Origin of the sequence: Rhodococcus sp. AD45-ID (genome assembly GCF_003023755.1) — a bacterium.
Classification (GTDB): Bacteria; Actinomycetota; Actinomycetes; order Mycobacteriales; family Mycobacteriaceae; genus Rhodococcus_F; species Rhodococcus_F globerula.
This window is the reverse complement of record NZ_PYHL01000002.1, coordinates 300,880-327,139: the sequence shown is the minus strand read 5'-3', so window position 1 is coordinate 327,139 and position 26,260 is coordinate 300,880. Positions and strand designations below refer to the sequence as shown.

The following is a 26,260-nucleotide window of genomic DNA, read 5'->3' as shown; positions in this document are numbered from 1 at the left end:
GCCCCTATTGGGAGCTTGGAACGCGTCACGGCCTCACTGAAAACAGCAGCACCTGTGACACACAACTAGCGAGAGAGACTAGACCTCAGCCGCAACGACGGCCGGAACGATGTTCACGGTCTTGCGTCCACGCTTCTGGCCGAACTCGACTGCACCGGCAGCGAGAGCGAACAGGGTGTCGTCGCCGCCACGGCCGACGTTGACGCCGGGGTGGAAGTGCGTGCCGCGCTGGCGAACCAGGATTTCGCCTGCGCTGACGGACTGGCCGCCGAAGCGCTTCACGCCGAGGCGCTGGGCGTTTGAATCGCGACCGTTACGGGAGCTGGATGCACCCTTCTTATGTGCCATGCTATTGACCCTCCTCGGGTGAAATTAGCTAGAAAGAACTGGTTACTTGATGCCCGTGACCTTGAGCACCGTAAGCGGCTGCCTGTGGCCCTGACGCTTGTGGTAACCGGTCTTGTTCTTGAACTTGTGGATGCGGATCTTCGGGCCCTTGGTGTGCTCGACGATCTCACTGGTGACTGCGACCTTGGCCAGCTTGGCCGTGTCGGTGGTCAGGTCAGATCCGTCAACCACGAGAACGGGAGCAAGCGAGACAGCAGTGCCGGGCTCACCCTCGATCTTCTCGACCTTGACGAGGTCACCAACAGCGACCTTGTACTGCTTTCCGCCGGTCTTGACGATCGCGTACGTTGCCATCGGAGGGCTACCCCTTGCTTCTTCGAACTTGCTCGCGCTGCTGCCTGAGGCGTCAAATGCATCGCGACTGGTCTGGTTTATGTCACCTCGGCTCGATGCTGATGCATCGGGACATTCCCGCACTCTAGGCACACGGAATCTCTACCGCCGGGTGGCGACTATGCAAGGTTACGGGAAAGCAACCGTCATGGTCAAACCGCCCCGCCGAGGGGTGAAACGATCCTGCATTTACTGCGTCTACCAGCAGAAACTTCGGGTCATGGCTTCGGCGCCCGCCACAGCGGGTCGGGCACCGAAGCCAATTTCCGAAAGGAGGTAGTTCTTACTCGCCGTCAACCGGCGGACCGGCCGGACGTGCTGCTGCTCGGCGTCGACGCGGCCTCTTGACCACAACGACGTCGTCTTCGACCGGCGCCGCTGCGCCGGCAGCAACAGGCTCCGCTACGGCTTCCGCCACAGGTTCGGGCGTCGGCAGGACAAAGACCGTGCCGACCTCGGGTGCCTCGACACTGGGCGCTGCCGCAGCCCGAGACGCCCTGCGACTGCGACGACGACTCCGCGGAGCGGTCTCAACGGCCGCGGCATCACCACCGCTGCTATCTGCTTGCGCCGCAACACCATCCACAGCAACATCAGTAGCCCGGCCAGAATCGGCAGCGGACGAATCCGCGGCCACCGGCGTCGGCTCGGCACTTTTGGATGCATCTACCTCCGCCGGCACAGCGCTCTGCTCGTCGTGACTGTGCTCGTCGTGACTGTGCTCGTCGTGATGTGCAGCCATCGCCAATGCCACGGGATGTGCCCGCTTGACTGTCGCGTCGACGGCCGGAACCTCCGGCGTCGGCGCTTCGTGTCCGTTGGACTCTGCGGCGGCCGGCTTGTCCGAGCGGCCACGCTTGTTCTTGCGTGAGCTTCCGGATTCGCTGCGCTGCTGCGATGACCGTGCACCGCCGTCGTCAGCGGTCTTCATCTCGACCGGTTCGGAATGGACGATGATGCCGCGACCGTGGCAGTGCTCACAGGTTGTCGAGAAGGCCTCGACCAGCCCGGTGCCCAGCTTCTTACGGGTCATCTGGACCAAACCGAGCGACGTGACCTCGGATACCTGGTGACGCGTGCGATCACGGCCCAGGCATTCGGTCAGTCGACGCAGGACTAGATCGCGATTCGATTCGAGCACCATGTCGATGAAGTCGACGACGATCATTCCGCCGATGTCGCGCAAGCGCATCTGACGAACGATCTCCTCGGCAGCTTCGAGGTTGTTGCGCGTCACGGTCTCTTCGAGGTTGCCGCCGGCGCCGGTGAACTTGCCGGTATTGACGTCAACGACAGTCATGGCCTCGGTGCGGTCGATCACCAGCGTGCCGCCGGACGGCAGCCACACCTTGCGATCGAGAGCCTTGGCCAACTGCTCGTCGATGCGACGGGCCTGGAAAATGTCGATGCCGTTGTTCGGCGTGTACTTCTCGAGGCGCGGCAGGAGATCCGGAGCGACGGAGTTGATGTAGTTCTCCACCGTGCCGTGAGCCTTGTCGCCCTCGATGACCAGCTTGGAGAAATCCTCGTTGAACAGGTCACGAATAACCTTGACCAGCATGTCCGGCTCTTCGTACAGCGCCTGCGGGCTGCCCGACTTTCCGGAGTCCGCCGCGGCGGCCTGCTCTTCGATTCCCGCCCACTGAGCCTGCAGACGAGTGACGTCGCGCGCCAACTCCTCTTCGCTGACACCTTCGGACGCCGTGCGGATGATCACGCCGGCGTCGGCCGGAACGATGTCGCGCAGGATTTCCTTGAGACGCTTGCGCTCGGTGTCTGGCAGCTTGCGGCTGATACCGGTGGACGAACCACCGGGCACGTAGACGAGGAAACGCCCGGCCAGAGAGATCTGCGTGGTCAGACGGGCACCCTTGTGTCCGACCGGATCCTTGCTGACCTGCACCAGAACCTGATCGCCCGGCTTGAGAGCCTGCTCGATCTTGCGGGAATTGCCGCCGAGACCGGCAGCTTCCCAGTTGACCTCACCGGCGTACAGCACACCGTTGCGTCCACGTCCGATGTCGATGAACGCAGCTTCCATGCTGGGCAGCACGTTCTGGACGCGGCCCAAGTACACGTTGCCCACCATCGACGCGGCGGCCGAGTTGGTGACGAAGTGCTCGACGAGGACGCCGTCTTCGAGGACTGCTACCTGTGTCGTTGCGTGCGGCTGACCGCTGTCGGCGCGATCGCGTACAACCATCACGCGATCAACGGCCTCGCGGCGGGCCAGGAACTCGGACTCGGTCAGGATCGGCGGACGACGACGCCCCGCATCACGCCCGTCGCGGCGACGCTGACGCTTGGCTTCGAGTCGCGTGGAGCCACTGATTCCCTGAACCTCGTCGCGCACGACACGCGTCTTGCTGCGCGGTTCGCGCTCGTGAACGACCGTGTTGGGCGGGTCGTCCTCGGACGTCGTTGTGGCATCGGCTCCGCTGTCGGAGCCGGTCTTACGACGACGGCGACGACGGCGACGACGGTTGTTGCCATCCGCGTCGAGATCGGAATCTTCGCTGCTCTCGGACTCTGCGTCGCTCTCGGCTTCTTCGGACTTGACCGCGACGTCCGTCGACGTGCTCTTGGCGGTATCAGGAGCCGACTCGGAGGTCGATTCGTCCGATTCGGACTCGTCCTCATTCTGTTCGCCTGCCTGCTCACCGCGCCCACGGCCACGGCCACGGCGTCCACGGCGACGACGACGCGGCTGGTCGTCGTCTTCCTCGTCGGATTCAGCCTCGGCGTTCTCGCCCTCAGCCTGCGGTCCGGTGACGGTCTCCGGGGTCTGCCTGGTTTCGACTCCAGCTGCTTCGACTCCAGCTTCGACTGCCGCTGCCTCGACGACAGCTGTTTCGGCCGGTGCGCTCTCGGTCTCGACCGGTGCGCTCGGCTTCTCCTCGACCACCGGTGCTGCCGGTTCACGACGAGCCCGGCGACGACGCGGCGCAACCTCGACCGCTTCCATGTCAGGCTGCAGGAAGAGCGGGACCTGAGCCGGTGCCTGCTCCGCTTCGGGTGCGTGAGTCTGCGCTGCTTCGAAGGACGTGAAGAGATCCGACTGCTCGGGCTCGCTAACCTGCAACGCTGCGGCCGCATCAAGATCTGCGGCGATCTCGGCAACCGCGGGGTCAACCACAGCGGGCTCAGCGACTGCGGACTCAACCACTGCCGGCTCTTCTGCGACAACCTTCTTGCGTGAACGACGCGCACGGGCCGGCTTTTCCGCAACGGACGGAGCCTCAGGCGTCTCGACAGGCTTCTCGACAGGCTTCTCGACAACGGGGTCGATCAGAGCGTCGAGTTCTGCAGCTACCGGCTCGATGGCATCGGCAACAGCATGCAGAGACGCATGGATGCGCTCGGCGACATCACGGTGCACGCTCGACTGAGCGCTGCGAATCTCGGTTCCGAGCGCAGCAGCCTCCGCGAGGACCTGCTTGCTGGTGATTCCCAGCAACTTAGCCAGCGCATGTACGCGCATCTTGTCCGGAAAGACCGGAGTTTCGTTCGATTCTGAATCTGTTGGGGCTTGATCGGCCACGTAAGTCTCCTCAGCCCCCGGGCGCGTCCAACTCTGCAATCGAGTTGTCACGCGGCCACGCAGGGGCGCGCTGTGTGTACTCGCACTCAGAAGTGAGTGCGAGATTGTAAGGTCTCGCTCCGCATGGTCCGTAGTGCCCGTTATTCACTGCGTACACATGAAGTGCCTGGCTGGATGGCTGTTGTCCGTGAGGTTCGTGGCCCGAGCGCCTGATCATCCAGCGTGCAAAGGTCCAGGGATTTCCTGTTGACCGATAGCAGCGATGAAAGGGCATCGAGCGCAATGTCACGTCGAACCTGGTGTCACATCGAAACTTGGGTGTCATCCGGTTGAACACACGTAGAACAAAAATTGCGCTTCAACCAATAGCAGTATCCCACACCGATGCGCCCGTTACTTGCAAGGGCGCACCAATGTGGGACAAGTACTGCTCGGGGAAACGCGTCGAAGAGTCAGATGGACGACAGAGCCGGGAACCACAGCGCAATCTCGCGCTCGGCAGATTCGACGGAATCGCTTCCGTGCACCAGGTTCTGCTGCGATTCGAGACCGAAGTCGCCACGAATCGTGCCCGGTAGCGCCTTCTCGACGGGGTCGGTACCGCCGGCGAGCTGACGGAATGCGGCGATGGCGCGAGGGCCTTCGAGCACTACGGCAACCAACGGACCGGACGTGATGAACTCCAACAAGCTCGGGTAGAACGGACGCTCGGCGTGCTCCGCATAGTGGCTACCAGCCACGTCTTCGGAAGCGGTGCGAAGGTCGAGTGCTGCGATGGTCAGGCCTTTGCGCTCGATACGACTCAGGATTTCTCCCACGTATCCACGGGCAACGGCGTCGGGCTTGATCAGTACGAGGGTGCGCTCAGTCACGTCGGCCAGCCTAAATGGTCAGTCGCGCTGACCCGGAAGCAGGCCCTCATCCATCCGTCGCGCGATGTCCTTACGCAGGTAGACCAGGTACGCCCACACCAAGGCAAAGACGATTCCCATGATGCCGATGGAGTAGTGAACGAAGAACCCGAGGATCAGCAGGACCTGCAGAGCAATGTTGTACTTCATCGCCCACGGACGTCCCTGGATACCGCAGCCCAGGATCATCAACACTGCCAAGCCAAGGATGTACGTACCGGAGAACCAGTTCAGTCCGTCGCCGACAACCTGCACGACGGGGATCGTCAGCAGGACAACGATCACCTCGAGAATCAAGGTTCCCGACGCAATTCCGCGGAAACCCTTCCACGGATCCTTGGTTGGCGCGCCGAACTGAGATCGCCCGGACTCCGGGTTCGATTCTGACGGGGTACTCACGCTGGGTCCTTTCCGAACAATGTGCGGGCCGCGCCGGCTGTCACGACGGATCCGGTGACCACAACACCTGCCCCGGATACTGCTTCGCCTGGTTCGGCTACCTGTTCCGCAATTTCGATGGCGGTCTCCAAGGCGTCCACCAACTGCGGAGCGACGACCACCCGCTCGTCGCCGAACTTGGCGACGGCGATGTTCGCGAGTTCCTCGACGTCCATCGCGCGCGGTGAACCGTTATGCGTCACCACGATCTCGTCGAAGACGGACTCGAACGCGGTCATGATCGCGTCGACGTCCTTGTCCTTCATGACGCTGACCACTCCGACGAGTTTGCGGAAGTCGAACTCTGCCGCCAGCGCCGCCGCGAGTGCGCGCGCTCCGTCCGGGTTGTGTGCCGCGTCGAGGAAAACCGTCGGCGCACTCCGAACTCGTTCGAGGCGACCAGGATTGACGACGGAGGAAAAACCGGCGCGAATGGCGTCCTGATCGAGTTGCCGATCGGGTCCCGCCCCGAAGAAGGCTTCGACCGCTGCCAGGGCCAGTGCCGCATTTCGCGCTTGGTGCTCGCCGTGGAGCGGCAGGAAGATCTCGGTGTAGACGCCGCTGAGTCCTTGAAGCTCGAGCTGTTGGCCGCCGACGGCGATCTGGCGGCCAAGCACCTTGAACTCGGAACCTTCGCGGGCCACCGCAGCGTCGACCTCGACGGCGCGGCGCAGCAGCACCTCCATGACTTCGGGGGTCTGCTCGGCGATGATCGCGACGGTGTCCACCGGCACCAGGCTCTCGCGGCCCTTCTTGATGATCCCGGCCTTTTCCTCCGCGATTCCCGCGAGGTCGTTGCCCAGGTATTCGGCGTGATCGAGGCTGATCGGGGTGATGACCGCAACCTGACCGTCGATGACGTTGGTGGCATCCCACCGTCCACCCAGTCCGACCTCGACAACAGCCACGTCGACGGGCGCTTCCGCAAACGCGGCGTACGCCATCGCCGTGAGCACCTCGAACTTGCTCATGGCCGGTCCGCCGGCGGCTTCGGACTGCTGATCGATCATCTGCACGTACGGTTCGATCTCGCGAAACGTGTCCACGTACAGACGCGGGGAGATCGGCGCTCCGTCGATGCTGATCCGCTCGGTCGCGATCTGCAGGTGCGGACTGGTGGTCCGGCCAGTGCGGCGATGCAGCGCGGTCATGAGCGAGTCGATCATCCGGGTCACCGAGGTCTTGCCGTTGGTTCCGGTGACGTGCACGGACGGATAGTTGTGCTGCGGCGAGCCGAGCACATCCATGAGGGCCTCGATGCGCGTGAGTGACGGCTCCATCTTGGTTTCCGGCCACCGCTTGTCGAGTTCTGCCTCGACCAGCGCCAACTCGGCGATGTCGACCGGAGTCGGCACCGAACTGATCGGCGGGAAACCGGACTCCCCGAATTCCGGAGGTTCTACCGAGCTCACTTGTCGCCCAACTCCTTCAAACGGTTGGTGATGCGCTCGATCTCTTCGACGGCGATCTGACGGCGCGTCTTGATCTTGTCGACGACGGCGTCGGGAGCCTTCGCGAGGAAGGCTTCGTTGGCGAGCTTGTTGTCTGCGGTGACCAGTTCCTTCTGTGCTGCCGTCAGGTCCTTCTCGAGCCGCTTCTTCTCGGCGCCCAGGTCGATGGTGCCTGAGGTGTCGATATCGACCGTGACTGTGCCCTTGCTCAGGCGCACCTCCACCGAAATGGAGGCGGTGAAGCCTTCTTCGGGTTCGGTGAGCTTGGCGAGAGCCTGCACATACGCAAACTGGCCGTCGAGACCAGCTTCGGAGAGACCGGAGGCGCGCGCCGGAACCTTCTGGGAAGGCTTGAGGCCCTGATCATTTCGGAAGCGGCGAACCTCGGTGATCAAACGCTGGGTGTCCTCGATGCGAGTAGCAGCATCAGCGTCGACAGCATTGCCGGACTGAGTCGGCCACTCGGCAACAACAACCGATTCACCGCCCGTGAGGACCTTCCACAAGGTCTCCGTCACAAACGGGATGACCGGGTGCAGCAGGCGCAGCAATGCGTCGAGCACGTTGCCGAGCACCGCGCGGGTGTTGGCGGCGACGGTTTCGTCGGCGGCAAACTGAACCTTCGCCAATTCGAGGTACCAGTCACAGACCTCGTCCCACGCGAAGTGGAACAGGCCTTCGCACGCCTTGCTGAACTCGTAGCGATCGAACGCCGAATCGGCCTCGGCCGCAACGGCATCCAGGCGATCGAGAATCCACCGGTCGGCGTCGGTGAGCTCACTGCGCGCCGGCAGCGGTGCCGGTGCAGCGCCGTTCATGAGTGCAAACTTGGTGGCATTGAACAGCTTTGTAGCGAAGTTGCGCGAGGACTGTGCGGAATCCTCACCAACGGAGAGGTCACTGCCGGGGTTTGCACCGCGGGCGAGTGTGAACCGCAGGGCGTCGGCGCCGAAACGCTCGACCCAATCCAGCGGGTCGATACCGTTGCCACGCGACTTCGACATCTTCTTGCCGAACTGGTCACGGACCAACCCGTGCAGGAACACGTCCTTGAACGGAACTTGCGGACCCGTTTTGCCGGCTCCGGCAGTGATCGACTCGTCTTCGGAGACATACGTGCCGAACATCATCATGCGAGCAACCCAGAAGAACAGGATGTCGTAGCCCGTCACCAAAACGCTGGTGGGGTAGAACTTTTCGAGTTCGGCGGTGCTCTCCGGCCATCCCATGGTCGAGAAGGGCCACAGACCGGACGAGAACCACGTGTCGAGAACGTCAGGGTCCTGGACCCAGCCTTCTGGTGCCGTCTCGTCAGGACCGAAGCTGGCAACTTCACCCTCGGGGCCGTACCAGACGGGGATGCGGTGACCCCACCACAGCTGACGCGAGATGCACCAGTCGTGCATGTTGTCGACCCAGTCGAACCAACGTGGCTCCTGGCTGGCCGGATGAATAACGGTGTCGCCGTTACGGACTGCGTCACCGGCAGCCTTGGCCAGGCTTTCGACCTTGACCCACCACTGCAGCGACAGGCGCGGCTCGATGGCTTCACCACTGCGCTCGGAGTGTCCGACGCTGTGCAGGTACGGGCGCTTCTCGGCGACGACGCGACCCTGCTCGGCAAGAGCTTCGCGAACCTTGACGCGCGCTTCGAAGCGGTCCATGCCGTCGAATTGCGTTCCGGTGTCGGCGATCTTGCCGGTCTTGTCCATGATGGTGGGCATAGGCAGGTTGTGCCGCACGCCCATCTCGAAGTCGTTGGGGTCGTGTGCCGGCGTGATCTTGACTGCGCCGGTTCCGAACTCGGGGTCGACGTAGTCGTCCGCGATGATCGGGATCTGACGGCCGGTGAACGGGTGCTCGAGCGTGGTTCCGAGCAGGTGCTTGTAGCGCTCGTCGTCGGGATGAACCGCCACCGCGGTATCACCGAGCATCGTCTCCACACGGGTAGTGGCGACAATCACGTGCGGCTCGCTGTCGTCGAGTGAACCGTAGCGAAGGGAGACGAGCTCACCTTCGACGTCCTCGAACTTGACCTCGATGTCGGAGATCGCGGTCTGCAGCACGGGCGACCAGTTGACCAGACGCTCGGCGCGGTAGATCAGGCCCTCGTCGAACATGCGCTTGAACACGGTCTGCACCGCACGCGAGAGGTTCTCGTCCATCGTGAAGCGCTCGCGGCTCCAGTCGACACCGTCACCGATGCGGCGCATCTGGCCGCCGATGGTGCCACCGGATTCGCGCTTCCACTCCCAGACCTTCTCGATGAAGGCTTCGCGGCCCAGGTCTTCCTTCTTGGTGCCCTCTGCTGCCAGCTGCTTCTCGACGACGGACTGCGTCGCGATACCGGCGTGGTCCATGCCCGGCAGCCACAGAACTTCGAAGCCCTGCATCCGCTTGCGGCGGCTCAGCACATCCATGAGGGTGTGATCGAGCGCATGGCCCATGTGCAGGCTGCCGGTCACGTTCGGCGGCGGAAGCACGATCGAGTATCCGGGCTTGTCGCTGGTGGCGTCGGCGCGGAAGTAACCCGCATCCACCCAGCCCTGATACAAATCAGCCTCTACAGCACTGGGGTCCCAGCTTTTGGGGAGGGCGTCGGCGGGGGTCTGCGGGTTCTCTGGAGCTGCACTGGTCACGCCTTGATCCTAATGACTCCCCCGTCCAGCGTGAATTTGCACCTCTCACCGCCGCAACTGAGGCTTCGTAAATCAGTAGACGTCACGTACGTAGCGTTTCTCCGCTGCCAGTGCCTTGACGTATGCCTCGGCGCTACGGGGTGCAAGCTTTCCGTATTGTGCGACCACACCGCTCAAGGCGCCGTCGACATCCTTGGCCATCCGCTCCGCGTCACCACACACGTAGAAGTGTGCGCCGTTCTGCAGCCACTCCCACAGCAGCGCACCCCGCTCACGCATTCGGTCCTGGACGTAGATCTTCTCCGATTGGTCCCGGGAGAACGCGACGTCGAGTTCTGTGAGGAATCCGTCTCTGCGGAGCTCTTCGATTTCTTCGCGGTAGTAGAAGTCGGTAGCGGCGTGCTGTTCCCCGAAGAACAGCCAGTTCGGTCCGGTATGCCCCAATGCTCGCCGTTCGTGCAGGAAGGCCCGGAAGGGCGCGATGCCGGTGCCCGGCCCCACCATGATCATGGGCGCCGCAGGATCCGACGGCGGCCGGAAATGACTGGATTTTTGCACGTAGATGCCGATGTCGTCACTACCGGCGTAATCGGCCAGGTACGTCGAGCACACCCCACGCCGCGGGACACCCACGACGTTGTACCGGACGGCGGAGACAGTCAGCTGCACCTCGTTGGGATTCTCCTTCGGGCTCGACGAAATCGAATACAGCCGCGGTTGAAGAGGTTTGAGCACACCGAGCCAGTCGTCGACGGAAGCCCGAACCGGAGACTGGGCCAACACGTCGACGGATTGCCTGCCCCACGACCAACCCTTGAGCACGGCCTTGTTCTCCGGCTTCAGCAGTTCCGCCAGATCAGTGTCCCGGGTCCGCTGATGCACGAATCGCAGCAGATCACTGTTGACGCGCGTGATCTCGAGGCGTTCGGAGAGCGCGGTACGCAGCGTCATCGCGCCGTACTCCCCCAGTTCGACTGTGCTCTCGCCGTCGAGACCGGCAACCGAGAGCCATTCGTCCACGATCGGAGTGCTGTTGCGGGGCCAGACACCCAGGGCGTCGCCGGCCTCGTAGCTGACGGTGCCCTCCGGCAGATGAAAGCCCAACTGGCGCACATCTTTTGTCGAACCCGGGCGATTGAGAACAACATTTCGGGTCAGGCTGGTGATCAGTGGAGATTTCTTGCTGTACTGGCGCGAACTGTCCGGCGGTGAACTCACACGAGACGTTCCGACCACAACGGGGCTGGGCTGATCTCCTACTGCAGTCACGTCCCCCACTGCAGTCGCGACCGCGTCCAACCAACCGGCAGCATCGTCCTCGTAGTCCGGTTCACAATCGACACGATCGACGATGCGGGTTGCGCCGAGTTCCGCGAGCCGAGCGTCGAGTTTGCGCCCGTGACCACAGAAGTCGTCGTAGTTGGAGTCACCGAAAGCGATGACGGAATAGCGGGTCCCGGCTAGCGAAGGCGCTTCGTCCCCGGTCAACGCGTCCCACAATCCGCTGCCGTTGTCCGGCGGATCTCCGTCGCCGGTCGTGCTGGTGATCAGCAGCAGTTCACGAGTGTCCGCAAGATCGGCGGCCGAGAACTCATCCATCCCGTATACCCGCACCGGCAAGCCGACTCCCCCCAACCGAGTCGCACAGGCTGCGGCAAATTCCTCGGCGTTGCCGGTTTGCGACGCCCAGAGCACCACAATCTGTTCCCGCTGCGCGTCGGGCTTCGGGGGGCCACCCGAAACGAGAGATCGTGAGTACAAGCCGGCCAGGACACCGTCGACCCACATCCGCTTGCCCGAATCGAAGGGCGCAGTCGGTGGCAAGGTCGGGACCCCAGGCGTACGGTCGGCATCCGATCGCAGCGCGGCGAGAAGTCCGGCGAGATACTGCTGTTCGAGTGGATCGAATGCTGGTGCAGGCGCATCGGTTTGACCGAAGACATCAGCGAGAACGTCGACCCTCGACACGTGCGTTGTCCTCTCGACGGGAGTAGCTTCCGGCGCTCTGACGGCGACCTTGGTCAAGGTGACAGCGCAGGCCTTGAACTCCGGTTGCTGCGACGCCGGATCGATTGCATCGTTGGTGACGGCGTTGATGGTCAGGTACTCACCGAATGCGTCGTTCCAGTGAAATGGCGCAAAGCAGTTCCCCGGGCGCACCCGGTCGGTGACCAGAGCGGGCAGCACCGCGCGGCCGCGGCGTGAGGCAACCTCGATCGCGTCCTTGTCGGCGATACCGAACCGAGCGGCGTCGTCGGGATGCATTTCGACAAATGGGCCGGGGTTGAGTTTGTTGAGTTTGGCGACCTTGCCGGTTTTGGTCATGGTGTGCCACTGATGTGCCAGACGTCCGGTGTTGAGCAGGAACGGGTAGTCGTCGTCGGGCATTTCGGCGGGCAGCATGTGTGGCCGGGCGAAGAACGACGCGCGGCCACTGGCGGTAGGGAACGCGAGGCGCGGAGTACTGCCGTCGTCCCGGACAAGCAATTGCTGACTGACACCGTCATTGAGGTATCGAATGGGGTGGCGGTCCTGATCACTGCTAGGTGGGCAGGGCCACTGGATCGAGTTCTTGCGGAGGCGCTCGTACGTCACGCCCCTCAGGTCGTAACCGGTCTTCGGATTCCAGAACTGCTTGATCTCCTCGAACACGTCCTCTGCACACGTATAGGTGAATGCGTCGGCATAACCCATCTCGCACGCGATCCGGGCGATGATCTGCCAATCCGGTAATGCTTGGCCGACCGGGTCCAACGCCTGCTGGAAGAGCGTCAGGTTGCGTTCGGAGTTGATCATCACTCCGTCGGATTCGGTCCACAACGACGCCGGGAGCAGAACGTCGGCGTATTCGTTCGTTTCGGTGCCGAGGAATGCGTCTTGGGTGATGACAAGCTCAGCTTGCTCCAGGCCGGCGAGCACCGTCTTTCGATTGGCCACCGTTGCAACGGGATTGGTGCAGATGATCCAGCACGCCTTGATCTCTCCGGCCGCCATCCGGGTGAACATGTCGATGGTTCCACCGCCGACGTCCGTGCGTAGCGACCCGTGTGGGATGCCCCACCGGTCCTCCACGAATTCACGGTCGCCGTCGAACATCACCGCGCGCTGACCAGGCAAACCTGGCCCCATGTATCCCATTTCGCGGCCACCCATGGCGTTCGGCTGACCGGTCAGCGAGAACGGGCCACTACCGGTTTTGCAGATCGCGCCGGTGGCGAGATGCAGGTTGCAGATTGCGTTGGTGTTCCACGTTCCGTGGGTACTCTGATTCAAACCCATTGTCCAGCAGCTCATCCAGTTGCCGGCCTCACCGATGAACCGGGCGGCGGCGCGGATGTCCGCCTCGGGAATACCGGTGGATTCAGCGACCTTGTCCGGCGTGTACTCCGCGAGGAAGCTGGGCATGACCTCCCAGCCTTCGGTGAACTCGGCGATGAACTCGGGATCGGTGCGACCGTCCTCGACCAGGAGGTGCAGCAGTCCGTTGAGCAGCGCAAGATCCGTGCCGGGTGCAATCTGAAGAAACAGGTCTGCCTTGTCGGCAGTGGCGTTGCGTCGAGGGTCGACGACGATCAATGTCGCGCCCGCCTTGACGCGTTCCATCATCCGCAGGAACAGGATCGGATGGCAGTCCGCCATGTTCGCGCCGATCACGAAGAACACATCTGCGTGTTCGAAGTCCTGGTAGGAACCGGGCGGTCCGTCGGCGCCCAGGGACTGCTTGTAACCGGTGCCGGCACTGGCCATGCACAGCCGAGAATTGGATTCGATCTGATTGGTTCCGATGAATCCCTTGGCCAGTTTGTTCGACAGGTACTGGGCCTCGAGAGACATCTGCCCCGACACGTACAACGCAACGGCATCCGGGCCGTGCTCGTCGACCATCGAGCGCAGCCGGTGCGCCGTCTCGGTGATCACAGCATCGATGTCCGCTGCCTCGATCGCACCGCCGCGACTGTGCCGTAGGTATGCGGACTCCATGCGCCCAGGTCCGGCCAACATGTCCGCAGTTGTGCTGCCCTTGGTGCACAACCGCCCGAAATTCGTGGGGTGAGTCTTCAGACCCGACGATTTTGCCGCTTTCCTACGTCCCGTTTCCGGATCGGTGATGATGTCGAGCACCAGACCGCAACCCACTCCGCAGTATGCGCAGAGTGTGTCGACACTAGTGGTTCCGAGCTGAGTAGTACCGAGTTGAGCGCCCATCGTTCCTTGCATCCCTTCGACCGAGAATCAAGGTCGATATTGATCATCGGATGCCGATGTTTCGGGCCTTCGTGTCCGACGTTGCGGGTCAATCACTCTTTCCTCACGGCGACGTTTGCCGCGATGTGAGGCGCCGACAGTCCTGATCAGCCGAGTATCTCCGGCAGGGAGACGTCCTCACCCAGGATGTGCTCGGACAGGAAAGCGATCACCACCTCGTACCAAATTTTGGTGTGAGTCGGTTTGAGGACCCAGTGGTTCTCGTCCGGGAAGTAGAGGAACCGGTGATCGGTCTTTCCGTCAGCGTCGGCAGGCAATCCGGACTCCGCAAGAAGTTCGTACCAGAGGCGCAGCCCCTCACCGATCGGAACGCGGTAGTCCTTGTCGCCGTGAATCACCAACATCGGGGTGTTGATATCCGCCACGTAGAGGTGCGGTGAGTTGTCGACGGCCATTTCTGGTGACATTTCCCGTTGCCAATACCACGCCGAATCCGTCGTCGGACCGAATTGATCCAGCGCCCACAGGCTCGCGTGGGTGACAATCGCGTCGAACCTGTCGGTATGGCCGGCAATCCAATTCGCCATGTAGCCACCGAATGAACCGCCCATTGCGCCGGTGCGGTTCGGATCGATCTCGGGAAGTGCCACGGCGGCGTCGGTCACAGCCATCAAGTCGGTGAAGGGAGCTTTGCCCCACTGGCCCCACCCCCGCTGCACGAAGTCCTGGCCGTATCCCGTGGACAAGGCCGGGTCCGGCAACAGCACCGCGTACCCCTTTGCCACCAACAGCCAGGGGTTCCACCGCCACGACCACGTGTTCCACGAATTCAACGGACCACCGTGCACCCACAACAACAACGGCACCGGCGCATGAGCAGCAGCACCGGTCGGCAACGCCAACCAACTCCGAACCTGTGTCCCGTCCTGCGCCCTGGCGCTGATCTCCGTCAGGGTGCCGGGCAGTTCCGGCAACGCGTCAGGCCCGCGCAACGGCAATACCTCACCCGAGCGAAGAGCAATACGCACCACGTGCGGCGGAGCCTCGTACGATGCGCGCAGCGCGTAGAGGAACTCACCCTCCGCAGACACTCGAATGTCGGTGTAGGCGGCAGCATCCTTGGTCAGCCGCACAGGCTGACCCCACAGATCGATGGTGAAGACGGGCCCGCGACCGCCATCGTCGGCAGTGACGACCAAGCCCGATCCGTCCGAGAGCCACGCGAGCGACGTCGGCCAGCGATCCCAGCCGTCGGCAACAGCGGTTACGGCGCCCGTCCGGAAATCGTAGAGCCCCAAGGACACTCGTGGCGCATGATCCGGAGTTGTGAGAGTTTCGCGAATGAACGCGACGCGAGTGCCGTCCGGGGACACAGACGGACTGTGCACGTCGGCCTCGGCGTCGTCCACCAGTGTGGCTCGATCCCCGCTCACCGTGTCGATCCGCACGATGGTCGAGCGACGGGCAGCGCCGGAATCTCCCACGGCCCACGTGGACACGACAAACAAACCGTCAGCGCTGATCGACATCGAACCCTCGCGCAGTGCCGCACCGGCGCTCGGTGTCACGTCGCGCAGGACAACAGCACCCTCCGAATCGGATTCCCCGACAACAAGATGCGGTTGATCCGGCCCCAGATCGTGATCCCAGTACCGCACCGGATATCCGGTGTGGAGCATCGCCGTGACCTTGCCGTCCTTGCGGGCCGCGCGGATCTCGTCGTCGTGCTCCAGCCCACGCGCCGACGCCATCACCGGGGTGTGCGCAACAAAAGTCGGGGCCGACCGCGCGGCCGTCACCGAAGACACGCCGCTGCCGCGACGGCACACCACGCTCGCCTCACCACCGTCGGCAGGTAACCGCCACAGTGCCGGTTGCGGCGAGTCCTCCCCCGGCACGGAACGTGTTGCGGTGAAGAGGATGTCACCGTCGAAAGCAAACGTGGCACCGGACTCGCTGGTTGTGCCCCAGGTCAATCGCCTGGCCTGCCGACGGCCTTGCGGATCGAATTCCCACAGCGACGATACGTATTCGGTACCGGTGTCGTCGAGAACCGCGCGCCCACAGATCAGCCTCGATCCGTCCACCGAGAGTGCCAGACCCGACAGTCTCGGCAAGGCGATGTAATCGTCCAACTCGTCGAACGGCGTACCGCCGTGCAGCTCAGGCAACATCACTTCGGCTCCCGCAACATCGGATAAACGGTAGGTCCTCCATCAGGTATCACGATTTCATCGGTCACTACGAATCCGAAACGGTTGTAGTACGGGATGTTCTCCTTCTTACTGGATTCGAGATAAGCCGGCATCCGATCGCGATCGCACCGATCGAGCCTCGAGTTCAGCAGCGCCTTGCCGTACCCGCCGCCGCGCGCCTGCGCTCCGGTACCGATGGTGGCGAGATACCAGTGCGGCGTCTGTGGGTGAGCCTTCTCGAGGACCCCACCCACTTCGGCACCCACCATCATGCGGGTTCCCAATGCGCGCACCACCGCCGGAAAACTGATCACGGACTCCCACGTCGACTGCTTCCATCGCCCCGGCGGATCCCAGAGTGCCGCTCCCCCGATCACGCCGTTCTCGTCGACCGCTACTTCCGACCCACCTCCGGCCAGGTGGTGATAGCGAACTTCGGCGGCAAACAAACGTGCCAACCGCGCGCGGCGCGATTCCTCGTCGGGCAGTATCCACACCATCAGCGGGTCATCCTCGAACGCGTCTGCGAGGACTTCTGCAAGTGCTGGAATATCTGCGGTTTCAGCCGGCCGCACGTTCACACCCATCGTGCGAGCGTACCGGCAAGGCGACGCGACACACATTTCCGCTTTCATGGCATACCCATCGCATTCGGGAGAGTATGGAGTCATGACGCGCAAGGGCCCCATCAAGGACATCGACGAATCCGACCTCGAGGTCACGCACCCGAAGGATTACGCCGCGGGCGTTCCCGCTGTCCTCGTCTCGTTGCAACGTGGTGTCGAACAGATGGGCGCTCTCCGGACCGCGCGCACCTTGGCCAGGCTCAATCAACGCCACGGTTTCGACTGCCCCGGTTGCGCGTGGCCCGAAACTCCAGGTCACCGCAAGCCCGCCGAGTTCTGCGAGAACGGCGCAAAGGCTGTTGCCGAGGAAGCGACTCTGCGCACCGTCACACCGGAGTTCTTCGCCGAGCACTCGATCGCGGAACTCGACGGCAAGACCGACTTCTGGCTCGGTCAGCAAGGACGCCTGACGCACCCGATGGTGCTCACTCCCGGTGCGACGCACTACCAACCCATCGATTGGGAAGGCGCCTACGCGCTGATCGCCGATCACCTGACTTCCCTCACCTCCCCTGACGAAGCCGTGTTCTACACGTCCGGTCGCACCTCCAACGAGGCCGCGTTCCTGTACCAGTTGATGATTCGCAGCTACGGCACGAACAACATGCCGGACTGCTCGAATATGTGTCACGAATCGTCGGGCAGCGCCCTCACCGCGTCGATCGGCATCGGCAAGGGCTCCGTGACGGTTCCCGACCTCGAAAACGCCGACCTCATACTCATCGCCGGGCAAAACCCGGGCACCAATCACCCTCGAATGCTCTCGACACTCGAGAAGGCAAAAGGCAACGGCGCCAAGATCATCGCAGTCAACCCGCTTCCCGAGGCCGGACTGCGACGCTTCAAGGATCCGCAGAAGGTCTCCGGCGTGGTCGGTCACGGTGTCGACATCGCGGACGAATTCCTGCAGATTCGTCTCGGCGGCGACATGGCGTTGTTCCAGGGACTCGGCAGACTTCTCCTCGAGGAAGAGGACCGCAACCCGGGCACGGTCGTCGACCGCGCATTTGTCGACACGTACTGCGCGGGCTGGGACGACTACGAAAAGAACGTTCGCGCTGTTGATCTCGACACCGTTCTCGAAGCAACCGGGCTGACGATGGCGCAACTGACCGAAACAGCGTCGGCCCTCGCTCGTTCCGAACGCACCGTCATCTGCTGGGCGATGGGTCTGACTCAGCAGGCACACGGAGTTGCGACCATCGAGGAAGCCGTCAATCTCCTGCTGATGCGCGGAATGATGGGCAAGCCAGGCGCCGGTGTCTGCCCCGTTCGCGGGCACTCCAATGTCCAGGGCGATCGCACGATGGGCATCTGGGAAAAGATGCCGGAAGAATTCCTGGCCGCTCTCGACACCGAGTTCAAGATCACGGCGCCGCGAAAGCACGGCTGGGACACCGTCGACGCGATCCGGGCCATGAACGCAGGCAAGGCAAGCTTCTTCATGGCTATGGGCGGCAACTTCATCCAGGCCAGTCCCGATACCGCCGCCACCGAAACCGCGCTGCGCCAATGCGAACTCACCGTTCAGGTCTCCACCAAACTGAACCGCAGCCACGTTGTCCACGGGCAAACCGCGATCATCCTCCCCACCTTGGGCCGCACCGACCTCGACGTCCAAGCCGGCGGCAAACAGCTGGTATCCGTGGAGGATTCCATGTCGATGGTGCACCTCTCGCGCGGGCGACTGAACCCGGTCAGCCCGTACCTGCGCAGTGAAGTCGCCATCATCTGCCAACTCGCCCGCGAACTCCTCGGCAGTGATCACTCCGTACGCTGGTCCGCCTTCGAGGGAAACTACGACCTGATCCGCGACTCCATCTCACGCGTCGTGCCGGGCTGCGAGAACTACAACACTCGCGTCCGCCAACCCGACGGATTCCAATTGCCACACCCGCCGCGCGATTCGCGCGAATTCCACACGCACACCGGCAAAGCCAACTTCGGCGTCAACGAACTGAAGTGGCTGCCCACCCCCAGCGGCCGATTGATTCTGCAGACCATGCGAAGCCACGACCAGTACAACACCACGATCTACGGCCTCGACGACAGATACCGCGGGATCAAGGGCGGCCGCAAGGTCATTCTCGTCAACGCCGACGACATCACCGCACTCGGATTCCGCGACGGCGATCTCGTCGACATAGTGTCCGAGTGGACGACACCTGACGGCACACTGGAAGAGCGTCGGGTCACGGAATTCCGCATCGTCTCCTACGACACGCCGCGCGGCAACGCTGCGGCCTACTACCCGGAGACCAATCCCCTCGTCCCTCTCGAACATGTTGCAGCCAAATCGAACACGCCGGTGTCGAAGGCCGTCACGGTTCGACTCGAAGCATCGGGCGCCTGAGATGGGACGAGTCACCGCACGAACACCGGTCGTTCGAATCTCGGGTGACCGGGTCGTCACGCGCCCCGACACGCTGGCCGTCGAGGAACCACTCGAAATGAGGGTCGGCGGCCTGGTTCTGGCGGTGACGATGCGAACACCGGGCAACGACGTCGACCTCGTGCACGGATTTCTTCTCAGCGAGGGCGTCATCGCCACCCGTGACGATGTCAGCATCGTTCGCTACTGCGACGGCGTCGACGAGACCGGTGCAAACACGTATAACGTCCTCGACATCGCTCTGGCTCCCGGAGTGCCGTTGCCGGATCACACCACGGACCGACATACCGTCATGAGTTCTGCGTGCGGTGTCTGTGGCAAAACCTCACTCGACGCCGTCCGGACAACCACCAAGCACCCGTTGGTCGGCGACACCACCACCGTCCGCTCGACCACGCTGTCGTCAATGCCGCTCACGCTTCGACGACGACAGCGCATCTTCGAGACCACCGGCGGCCTGCACGCAGCCGGATTGTTCACCACCACAGGCGAACTGCTTGCTCTCCGCGAGGACGTCGGCCGTCACAATGCGGTAGACAAGGTGATCGGCTGGGCCATCACCGACGGCCGAGTACCCCTGTACGACACGATCTTGATCGTCAGCGGCAGGGCGTCGTTCGAACTCGTCCAGAAGGCCGTCATGGCCGGCATTCCGATCCTCGGTGCCGTCTCGGCTCCGTCGTCACTGGCCGTGGAACTGGCAAAGGAGTCGGGACTGACGCTTGCCGGTTTCATCCGCGGCGATTCGATGAACGTCTACTCCCACCCGCACCGAATCGAGGTCGTCCCTACTCCGCGCGCAGCTGAGCCGACAGTCGCACAGCGGAGTTGACCTCGCCGTAACCCTCGTACCCACCCACGCGTTGAACGACCTCGAAGAACAGGTCGGCGCCGACGGTCGGGGTGAAAAGGTGGAAGAACTCGCCGTGAGCATCCGCGTCGTAGAGGATTCCCGCGCCGCGCATACGGTCGAGCAGTTCGGCATTGAGACCGAAGCGCGCTTCGAGATCTTCGTAGTAATTCGGCGATATGGGAAGCGGCGCATAGCCCCAGTCCGCCATGGTGGCTGCCGCGGCAAAAATATTCTCACACGAGAAGGCAACGTGGCTGACGCCGCCGCGGCGCACGGTGGGCAACCCACTTCGGCTGCCGTCCACCATGTTCAGCGAGATGCGCAGAGTGTTTCCCGAACCGTCCTGAACGAGGGTGAGCGCCTGGCTCCGCATGAGTCCCACAGAATCGGTGACATCCAGCCCCTCGTGCGGATGCATCTCGAAGACCGACCGCAGGAGCAGCATGACGGAGTCCCAACTCTCGGCCGGGACGGCAAGGGCAACATGGTCGATGCCCGTGAGCACCGACGCCTCCGCGCGGTTGCGGGCGGCCGAGAGCGGGTAGATGTCGAACGCCGATTCCCACGCCGCCGCACTGCCTGGGCCGCGTAGGTCGATCGACGTCGCGTCGGTGACCTTCAGACGGACGACGTCCGGAACTTCGGCATTCTCGTCCGCCGAACCTGGCAACCGCACCTGTTCGACCGGTACCTCCAACGCGAGTGCTCGCCTGCCCCACACCTCGGGTTCAGTTGCGCGGATACCGATCTGAGTGAGAACCGGCAGGTCGGCCGGGAGACCGGGCGCGCTCCACACCGTCCCAGCCGTCGCGTCGACGGCGATGGTCAGAAGGCCGTGGCGCCACAACTGCAGATCGTGATCACGATGGCGTCCGACCAGGTGAAAGCCCACCGAAGACAGCATCGTGTGAAGCTGATCCTGCTTGGCCGGTCCGGCCGCGACGCGCAGCGAGACGATACCTTCGAGCGGAGTCCGCTCCGGTGCCGTGAACAACTCGGGTCCGTCCCCGACCGACACGGCGGCGGACACCTGCTCCTCCAAGTGGAGCAGCGACCGGTGGGCGTCGACTGCCGTTCGCTGTGTGTCGGCCCGACGAAACACGTCGTTGAAGATTTCGAGTGACCACGGTCCCGTGTAGCCGGCGGCGTGGACGTGCCCGGCAAAAGTGCTCAGGTCGAAGCTGCCCTGCCCCGGGAAGTTTCGGTGATGCCTGCTCCACTGAAGGATGTCCATCGCCATGAACGGTGCGTCCGCCAACTGCAGGAAGAATATCTTCTCACCGGGGATATCCCGGATTCCAGCGGGATCGTCACCGCGGGACAGGATGTGGAAGCTATCCAAGCAGGTTCCGAGTGACGGGTGATCGACTTCCTCGACGATCTTCCACGCATGCCGGTAAGTATTGACGTGTCCGCCCCAGGCCAGCGCCTCGTACGCCACCTTCTTGCCGTGCTCGGACGCCAGCTCTGCCAGCGCCGAGAATTGTTCGACCAACTGACCGTCGTCATGGCTTGCCGTCGGCAACGGCGAGGAACACACAAGCAGTGTTTCGCAGCCCAGCTCTTCCATGAGCTCGAACTTGCGCTGCGCCCGAACAAGATTCCGGGCGAATTGATCCTCGCTCCGGGAATCGAAATCACGAAACGGTTGATACAGATCCAGGGTCAGCCCCAGATCCGCGGCCCGCGTGCGCAGTTCCTTCGGCGACCACGGCGAGGCGACAAAATCCGGCTCGAACACCTCAAAACCGTCGAAGCCCGCCGCGGCAATCGCAACCAGCTTTTCTTCGAGGGTGCCACTGAGTGACACGGTTGCTATCGACGTTCGAACCGGAGTGCTCATCGTGCTACCGCCGCCTGCTCACCCTGAACAAGGGCGGTCATGTGGGCGAGCATCCGATCACTGTCCGGCTCGATACCGGTGAAGATCCGGAAGGCGTCGACGGCTTGGAAAACGGTCATCCCGCCGCCACTGAGCGTCGGGGCACCGATCAAGCGCGCCTGGCGAAGGAGCTCTGTTTCGAGGGGGCGGTACACGATCTCCGCAACCCACAGGTCCGGGCGCAGAAGATCCGGGGAGAAGGCCATACCGGGGTGCGCGGCCATTCCCATCGGGGTGGCATGAATCAACCCGTCGGCGTCGGCAAGTGCATCGGCCAGGTCGTCGGTGTGCTTCGCTACCACGCTCTGAGTGGGAAACTGCACTGCCAACGTCCGCGCAAGTTCCTGCGCCCGAGCAAGACTCGAATCCACCAATGTCAGCACGCGAGCTCCGCGCGTCAGCGCCGCATACGCAACGGCAGCACCCGCGCCGCCGGCACCGAGCTGGACCACCCGGTCCAGCTTCGCGCCGGGGAGTCCCGTGTCGAAGTTACGTCCGAAGCCGGACCAGTCGGTGTTATGACCGATCGCTTTGCCGCCCTCGAAGAGGACCGTATTGACGGCTCCGAGTTTTGCTGCGTCAGGGGACAATTCGTCGAGATGCTCGATCACCAACTGCTTGCACGGGTGGGTGATGTTGAGGCCGCGGAAGCCGAAACGCTTGGCGTAGGTGAGCAGTTCACCGATATCCGACGGTGCCAGCCCCATCACGTCGAGATCGAGGATGCGGTAGACGTACGGCAGAGACTGCGCCCGTCCCTCCTCCTCGTGCATGATCGGCGTCAGGGACGCACCGATTCCTGTGCCGATAAGACCACAGAGAATTGTCTCGCTCATCAGTTCTCTTCTCCTCGGACGCACACGAACTCGACTGCGGCGCTGTATCCGTCGATCCCCAGTCCGCAGATGACGGCGTCTGCAATTCCGGACACGTACGAGTGCTGACGGAAGTCTTCACGACTGTGAATGTTACTGATATGAACCTCGACAACGGGAGCTTCCAGCGTGACCAGCGCATCCCGCAAGGCGACCGACGTGTGCGAATAGCCGCCGGGGTTGATCACGATGCCGGCAACTCGTCCGCGTGCTTCGTGGATCCAGTCGATGAGCTGACCCTCGTGATTCGATTGCTTTGCCTCGACGACGGCACCGAAGTTTGCGGCCGCGACCTCACAGCGGGCAACTACGTCATCAAGGGTGTCCCGACCGTAGAACTCCGGTTGGCGCTGCCCCAACAGATTGAGATTGGGTCCGTTGAGAACCAGGATCGGTCTTGATACTGCCATCGGGTCACCTCGAAGCTAATGTACGAACTAGTGAGTTAATTTATCGGACACTACTCCTCCGACGCGCACTCGACAAGGAACTCACCCAACTCCGTCGCAGATAGAGTGAGGTCCATGGTCTCCGAGCACTCCGCGAATGCACTGGCATCCAAGCCCGAGAAACGACGTCGAAACAGCGATCTCACCCGAGTGAACATCATCGCCGTCGCGACCGAGGAGTTTGCCGACAAGGGTTTCGCCGGAGCCCGCGTGGACGAGATCGCCACCAAGACTCACACCACAAAACGCATGATCTACTACTACTTCACCGACAAGGAAGGGCTGTACAAGTCGGTTCTGGAACACGCGTACAGCGTAATCCGGGCGCAGGAGCGTGAACTCGATCTCGAGGGCCTTGATCCGACGGCAGCTGTTCGCGCACTTGCAGAACTCACCTTCGATCACCACGAGCAGCACCCGAACTTCATTCGCCTGGTGGCCAACGAGAACATGCTGCGCGGCGAGTACATCGAGAAGTCCGAAGTGCTCAGCGGACTCGGCGCTCCCGCCGCGGACCTGGTGTCACAGATCCTCCTCGACGGCCAGAAGGCCGGCACGTTCCGAGACGACGTCGACGCTCTCGACGTGCACATGCTGATCAGCAGTTTCTGCGTCTTCCGCATCGCCAACCGCTACACATTCAAAGCACTCTTCAACCGCGACCTCATCGCCCCGACGCATCGCGAGCACCTGCGAACCATGCTCGGCGACATGGTCGTCGCTTTCCTGACGGCGCCTACCCCCGCCTGACCGACTACCAACTAATTGACTTCGGAGCACTCGCAACCGGGAGGACACACGTGACCGAGAACAGCGCGCACGGACTTTCACTCGAGGACAAGGCTTCCTTGACCTCGGGATCGGATTTCTGGCACAGCCAGGCTGTCGCCGGAATTCCGTCAATACTGCTGACCGACGGCCCGCACGGCGTTCGCAAACAACCGGAGGGCGGTGACGCACTGGGGCTCGGTCAGAGTATCCCGGCCACGTGTTTCCCGCCGGCCGTCGGACTCGGTTCGTCCTGGAATCTCGACCTCATCCGCCGCGTCGGCGAAGCGCTGGGCGACGAAGCCAAAGCCGAGCAGGTCTCGGTCCTTCTCGGCCCCGGTATCAACATCAAACGATCCCCCTTGTGCGGGCGGAACTTCGAGTACGTCTCCGAGGATCCCTTCGTATCCGGCCGCGTGGCTGCCGCACTGATCATCGGTATTCAGTCCCGCGGCGTCGGTACGTCGCTCAAGCATTTTGCCGCCAACAACCAAGAACACGACCGCATGCGGGTCAGCGCCGATATCGACGAGCGAACCCTGCGGGAGATCTACCTCGCTGGATTCGAGTACGCGGTCACCACGGCAGCGCCCACCACGGTGATGTGCTCGTACAACAAGATCAACGGCGTCTACGCGAGCCAGAACCATTGGCTGCTCACCGAAGTTCTGCGCGAGCAGTGGGGATTCGACGGCCTTGTCGTTTCCGATTGGGGAGCCGTGAACGACCGGGTTGCGGCGATTGCCGCCGGTCTGGATTTGGAGATGCCTCCCTCGGGCGCCGACGGACAGATCGTCGACGCCGTGCACAACGGCCACCTCGACGAATCCGTCGTGACCACAGCTGCCGAGCGGGTGGCGACGCTGGTCGACCGTACCGCAGGCGCTCGGATCGAGGGCCACACCTACGACGCTGCGAATCACCATGAACTCGCCCGGACCGCTGCCGCCGAATCCGCGGTCCTCCTCGAAAACGACGGTGAGATCCTCCCCCTGACCCCGGGAGGGCAGACCGTCGCGGTCATCGGCGAGTTCGCTTGCAGTCCGCGGTACCAGGGCGCCGGCAGTTCGCAGGTAGTACCGACCACCCTCGACAATGCGCTGGACGCAATCCTGGCCATCGCGGGTTCCGACCGCGTGACCTTCGCTCCGGGATTCACCTTCGACGGCACCCCGGACAGCGACAAAGTCACCGAAGCCGTCGACGCTGCCCGCAGGTCCGACGTGGCCGTCCTCTTCCTCGGCCTCCCGTCAGCCACCGAATCCGAGGGGTTCGACCGCTCGGACATCGACTTGCCCGCCGACCAGATCGCCCTGCTGAAAGCAGTGCACAGCGCCAATCCGAACACCGTCGTGGTCTTGTCCAACGGTGGCGTCGTCTCGATCAACCCGTGGCGCATGTACGCCGCCGCCATCCTCGAAGGATGGCTTCTCGGCCAGGCAGGCGGGTCGGCGATCGCCGACATCCTGTTCGGTCTCGTCAACCCGTCCGGCCACCTCACCGAGACGATTCCCCTTCGGCTGCAAGACAACCCGTCATACCTTCATTTCCCGGGATCTGCGCAACACGTCCGATACGGGGAAGGTTTGTATGTGGGATACCGCTACTACGACTCCGTCGACCACGACGTTGCCTACCCCTTCGGCTTCGGGCGAAGCTACACCACCTTTGCCGTCACCGACACCGCAATCACCACTGGAGAAAATTCTGCCGAGATCACGGTGACCGTGCTCAACACCGGTGATCGAGCCGGCAGCACGGTTGTCCAGGTATACGTCCACGACGCGGACTCTGCCGTCGACCGCCCTACCCAAGAGCTGAAGGGCTTTGCCAAAGTCCACCTCGAAGCCGGGCAATCGACAACCACGACGATCACACTCGACCCGCGCGCATTTTCCTACTGGTCCGCCAAGGACCAGGACTGGGCCGTCGAAGCCGGTGACTACGACGTTCGCGTCGGCTTCTCCTCGCGCGACATTGCAACCACGGACAGGATCACCCTGCCGGGAAACATCGGACCTCGCCCGCTGAACGCCATGTCGACCATCGCCGAGTGGTTCGCACATCCGGTCGGAGGCCCAGTTCTCGGCGCCGCGATGGCCGCTGCCGCCCCCGAAGATTCCCCGCCGATAGCGCCCGAACTGATGGCCATGGCCGGTTCCATGCCGCTCGGCAAACTCGCGGCCTTCGGCCTCGGCATCACGCAGGAGCAGGTAGCCGCACTGGTTGCGGCCACACAGCGGCCTCAGCCATAGCTCTCTGAACTGGGGTTTCGATAACCAACCGAAACGTA

17 protein-coding genes are annotated in these 26,260 nt (G+C 63.0%); 4 read left to right on the top strand and 13 right to left on the bottom strand.

Features of this window, described 5'->3' with window-relative positions:
• Positions 1–78: 78 nt before the first annotated feature.
• From rpmA to C7T36_RS17575, 10 genes are all read right to left on the bottom strand, one after another.
• The gene (gene rpmA, locus C7T36_RS17620) at positions 79–348 is read right to left on the bottom strand and encodes a 50S ribosomal protein L27 (protein ID WP_003944532.1); all 270 of its coding nucleotides are present in this window, start codon (positions 346–348) and stop codon (positions 79–81) included.
• A gap of 42 nt (positions 349–390) precedes the next feature.
• Positions 391–702, bottom strand: coding sequence for a 50S ribosomal protein L21 (gene rplU / locus C7T36_RS17615; protein ID WP_033232889.1), 312 nt, complete (start codon positions 700–702; stop codon positions 391–393).
• Between the two features lie 322 nt (positions 703–1,024).
• Positions 1,025–4,282 (bottom strand): translation initiation factor IF-2 N-terminal domain-containing protein, encoded by a 3,258-nt coding sequence (locus C7T36_RS17610; protein WP_045066940.1) that lies wholly within the window; start codon positions 4,280–4,282, stop codon positions 1,025–1,027.
• A 452-nt stretch (positions 4,283–4,734) separates the two neighbouring features.
• A complete protein-coding gene (gene ndk / locus C7T36_RS17605; protein WP_045066939.1) occupies positions 4,735–5,154 on the bottom strand; it encodes a nucleoside-diphosphate kinase in 420 nt (139 codons plus the stop codon).
• An 18-nt stretch (positions 5,155–5,172) separates the two neighbouring features.
• A complete protein-coding gene (locus C7T36_RS17600) occupies positions 5,173–5,592 on the bottom strand; it encodes a DUF4233 domain-containing protein (RefSeq protein WP_033232883.1) in 420 nt (139 codons plus the stop codon).
• On the bottom strand, positions 5,589–6,995 hold the full coding sequence (locus tag C7T36_RS17595; RefSeq protein ID WP_033233167.1) for a folylpolyglutamate synthase/dihydrofolate synthase family protein: 1,407 nt from the start codon (positions 6,993–6,995) through the stop codon (positions 5,589–5,591). Before C7T36_RS17595 ends, C7T36_RS17600 begins: the two co-directional genes overlap by 4 nt.
• A gap of 44 nt (positions 6,996–7,039) precedes the next feature.
• A complete protein-coding gene (locus tag C7T36_RS17590) occupies positions 7,040–9,721 on the bottom strand; it encodes a valine--tRNA ligase (RefSeq protein ID WP_045066938.1) in 2,682 nt (893 codons plus the stop codon).
• Between the two features lie 72 nt (positions 9,722–9,793).
• Positions 9,794–13,927 carry a bifunctional nitrate reductase/sulfite reductase flavoprotein subunit alpha gene (locus C7T36_RS17585; RefSeq protein ID WP_045067887.1) on the bottom strand — a complete coding sequence of 1,378 codons (4,134 nt, stop codon included), beginning with the start codon at positions 13,925–13,927 and terminating at the stop codon, positions 9,794–9,796.
• 146 nt (positions 13,928–14,073) lie between these two features.
• Positions 14,074–16,101 (bottom strand): S9 family peptidase, encoded by a 2,028-nt coding sequence (locus C7T36_RS17580; protein ID WP_045066937.1) that lies wholly within the window; start codon positions 16,099–16,101, stop codon positions 14,074–14,076.
• Positions 16,101–16,709: a GNAT family N-acetyltransferase gene (locus tag C7T36_RS17575; protein WP_045066936.1), complete on the bottom strand. Its 609-nt coding sequence runs from the start codon at positions 16,707–16,709 to the stop codon at positions 16,101–16,103. The genes C7T36_RS17580 and C7T36_RS17575 overlap by 1 nt, the downstream gene beginning before the upstream one ends.
• 82 nt (positions 16,710–16,791) lie before the next feature.
• Here C7T36_RS17575 and C7T36_RS17570 point away from each other — a divergent pair, with 82 nt between their 5' ends.
• Together C7T36_RS17570 and fdhD are read left to right on the top strand one after the other, a co-directional pair.
• Positions 16,792–19,101, top strand: a complete 2,310-nt coding sequence (locus C7T36_RS17570; RefSeq protein ID WP_172936710.1) for an FdhF/YdeP family oxidoreductase — start codon at positions 16,792–16,794, stop codon at positions 19,099–19,101.
• Position 19,102: 1 nt separating this feature from the next.
• Positions 19,103–19,972, top strand: coding sequence for a formate dehydrogenase accessory sulfurtransferase FdhD (gene fdhD, locus C7T36_RS17565; protein WP_045066934.1), 870 nt, complete (start codon positions 19,103–19,105; stop codon positions 19,970–19,972).
• Here fdhD and C7T36_RS17560 read toward each other — a convergent pair.
• The 3 genes from C7T36_RS17560 to aroQ are packed head-to-tail and all read right to left on the bottom strand — an operon-like array spanning position 19,929 to position 23,160.
• Entirely contained in the window at positions 19,929–21,836 is a 1,908-nt protein-coding gene (locus C7T36_RS17560; protein WP_045066933.1) for a sugar phosphate isomerase/epimerase and 4-hydroxyphenylpyruvate domain-containing protein, read from the bottom strand. The two genes, fdhD and C7T36_RS17560, sit on opposite strands and share 44 nt — an antisense overlap.
• Entirely contained in the window at positions 21,833–22,711 is an 879-nt protein-coding gene (locus tag C7T36_RS17555; RefSeq protein WP_045066932.1) for a shikimate dehydrogenase, read from the bottom strand. The genes C7T36_RS17560 and C7T36_RS17555 overlap by 4 nt, the downstream gene beginning before the upstream one ends.
• The gene (gene aroQ / locus C7T36_RS17550; protein WP_045066931.1) at positions 22,711–23,160 is read right to left on the bottom strand and encodes a type II 3-dehydroquinate dehydratase; all 450 of its coding nucleotides are present in this window, start codon (positions 23,158–23,160) and stop codon (positions 22,711–22,713) included. Before aroQ ends, C7T36_RS17555 begins: the two co-directional genes overlap by 1 nt.
• Before the next feature lie 114 nt (positions 23,161–23,274).
• Here aroQ and C7T36_RS17545 point away from each other — a divergent pair, with 114 nt between their 5' ends.
• A complete protein-coding gene (locus tag C7T36_RS17545; RefSeq protein WP_045066930.1) occupies positions 23,275–23,949 on the top strand; it encodes a TetR family transcriptional regulator in 675 nt (224 codons plus the stop codon).
• Between the two features lie 50 nt (positions 23,950–23,999).
• Positions 24,000–26,222: a glycoside hydrolase family 3 C-terminal domain-containing protein gene (locus C7T36_RS17540; protein WP_045066929.1), complete on the top strand. Its 2,223-nt coding sequence runs from the start codon at positions 24,000–24,002 to the stop codon at positions 26,220–26,222.
• The last annotated feature ends 38 nt before the right edge of the window (positions 26,223–26,260 follow it).

Coding starts and splice junctions, on each gene's coding strand:
- rpmA (WP_003944532.1), bottom strand. CDS start 348: ATGGCACATAAGAAGGGTGCATCCAGCTCCCGTAACGGTCGCGATTCA.
- rplU (WP_033232889.1), bottom strand. CDS start 702: ATGGCAACGTACGCGATCGTCAAGACCGGCGGAAAGCAGTACAAGGTC.
- C7T36_RS17585 (WP_045067887.1), bottom strand. CDS start 13,927: ATGGGCGCTCAACTCGGTACTACTCAGCTCGGAACCACTAGTGTCGAC.
- C7T36_RS17580 (WP_045066937.1), bottom strand. CDS start 16,101: ATGTTGCCTGAGCTGCACGGCGGTACGCCGTTCGACGAGTTGGACGAT.
- C7T36_RS17575 (WP_045066936.1), bottom strand. CDS start 16,709: ATGGGTGTGAACGTGCGGCCGGCTGAAACCGCAGATATTCCAGCACTT.
- C7T36_RS17570 (WP_172936710.1), top strand. CDS start 16,792: ATGACGCGCAAGGGCCCCATCAAGGACATCGACGAATCCGACCTCGAG.
- fdhD (WP_045066934.1), top strand. CDS start 19,103: ATGGGACGAGTCACCGCACGAACACCGGTCGTTCGAATCTCGGGTGAC.
- C7T36_RS17560 (WP_045066933.1), bottom strand. CDS start 21,836: ATGAGCACTCCGGTTCGAACGTCGATAGCAACCGTGTCACTCAGTGGC.
- C7T36_RS17555 (WP_045066932.1), bottom strand. CDS start 22,711: ATGAGCGAGACAATTCTCTGTGGTCTTATCGGCACAGGAATCGGTGCG.
- aroQ (WP_045066931.1), bottom strand. CDS start 23,160: ATGGCAGTATCAAGACCGATCCTGGTTCTCAACGGACCCAATCTCAAT.
- C7T36_RS17545 (WP_045066930.1), top strand. CDS start 23,275: ATGGTCTCCGAGCACTCCGCGAATGCACTGGCATCCAAGCCCGAGAAA.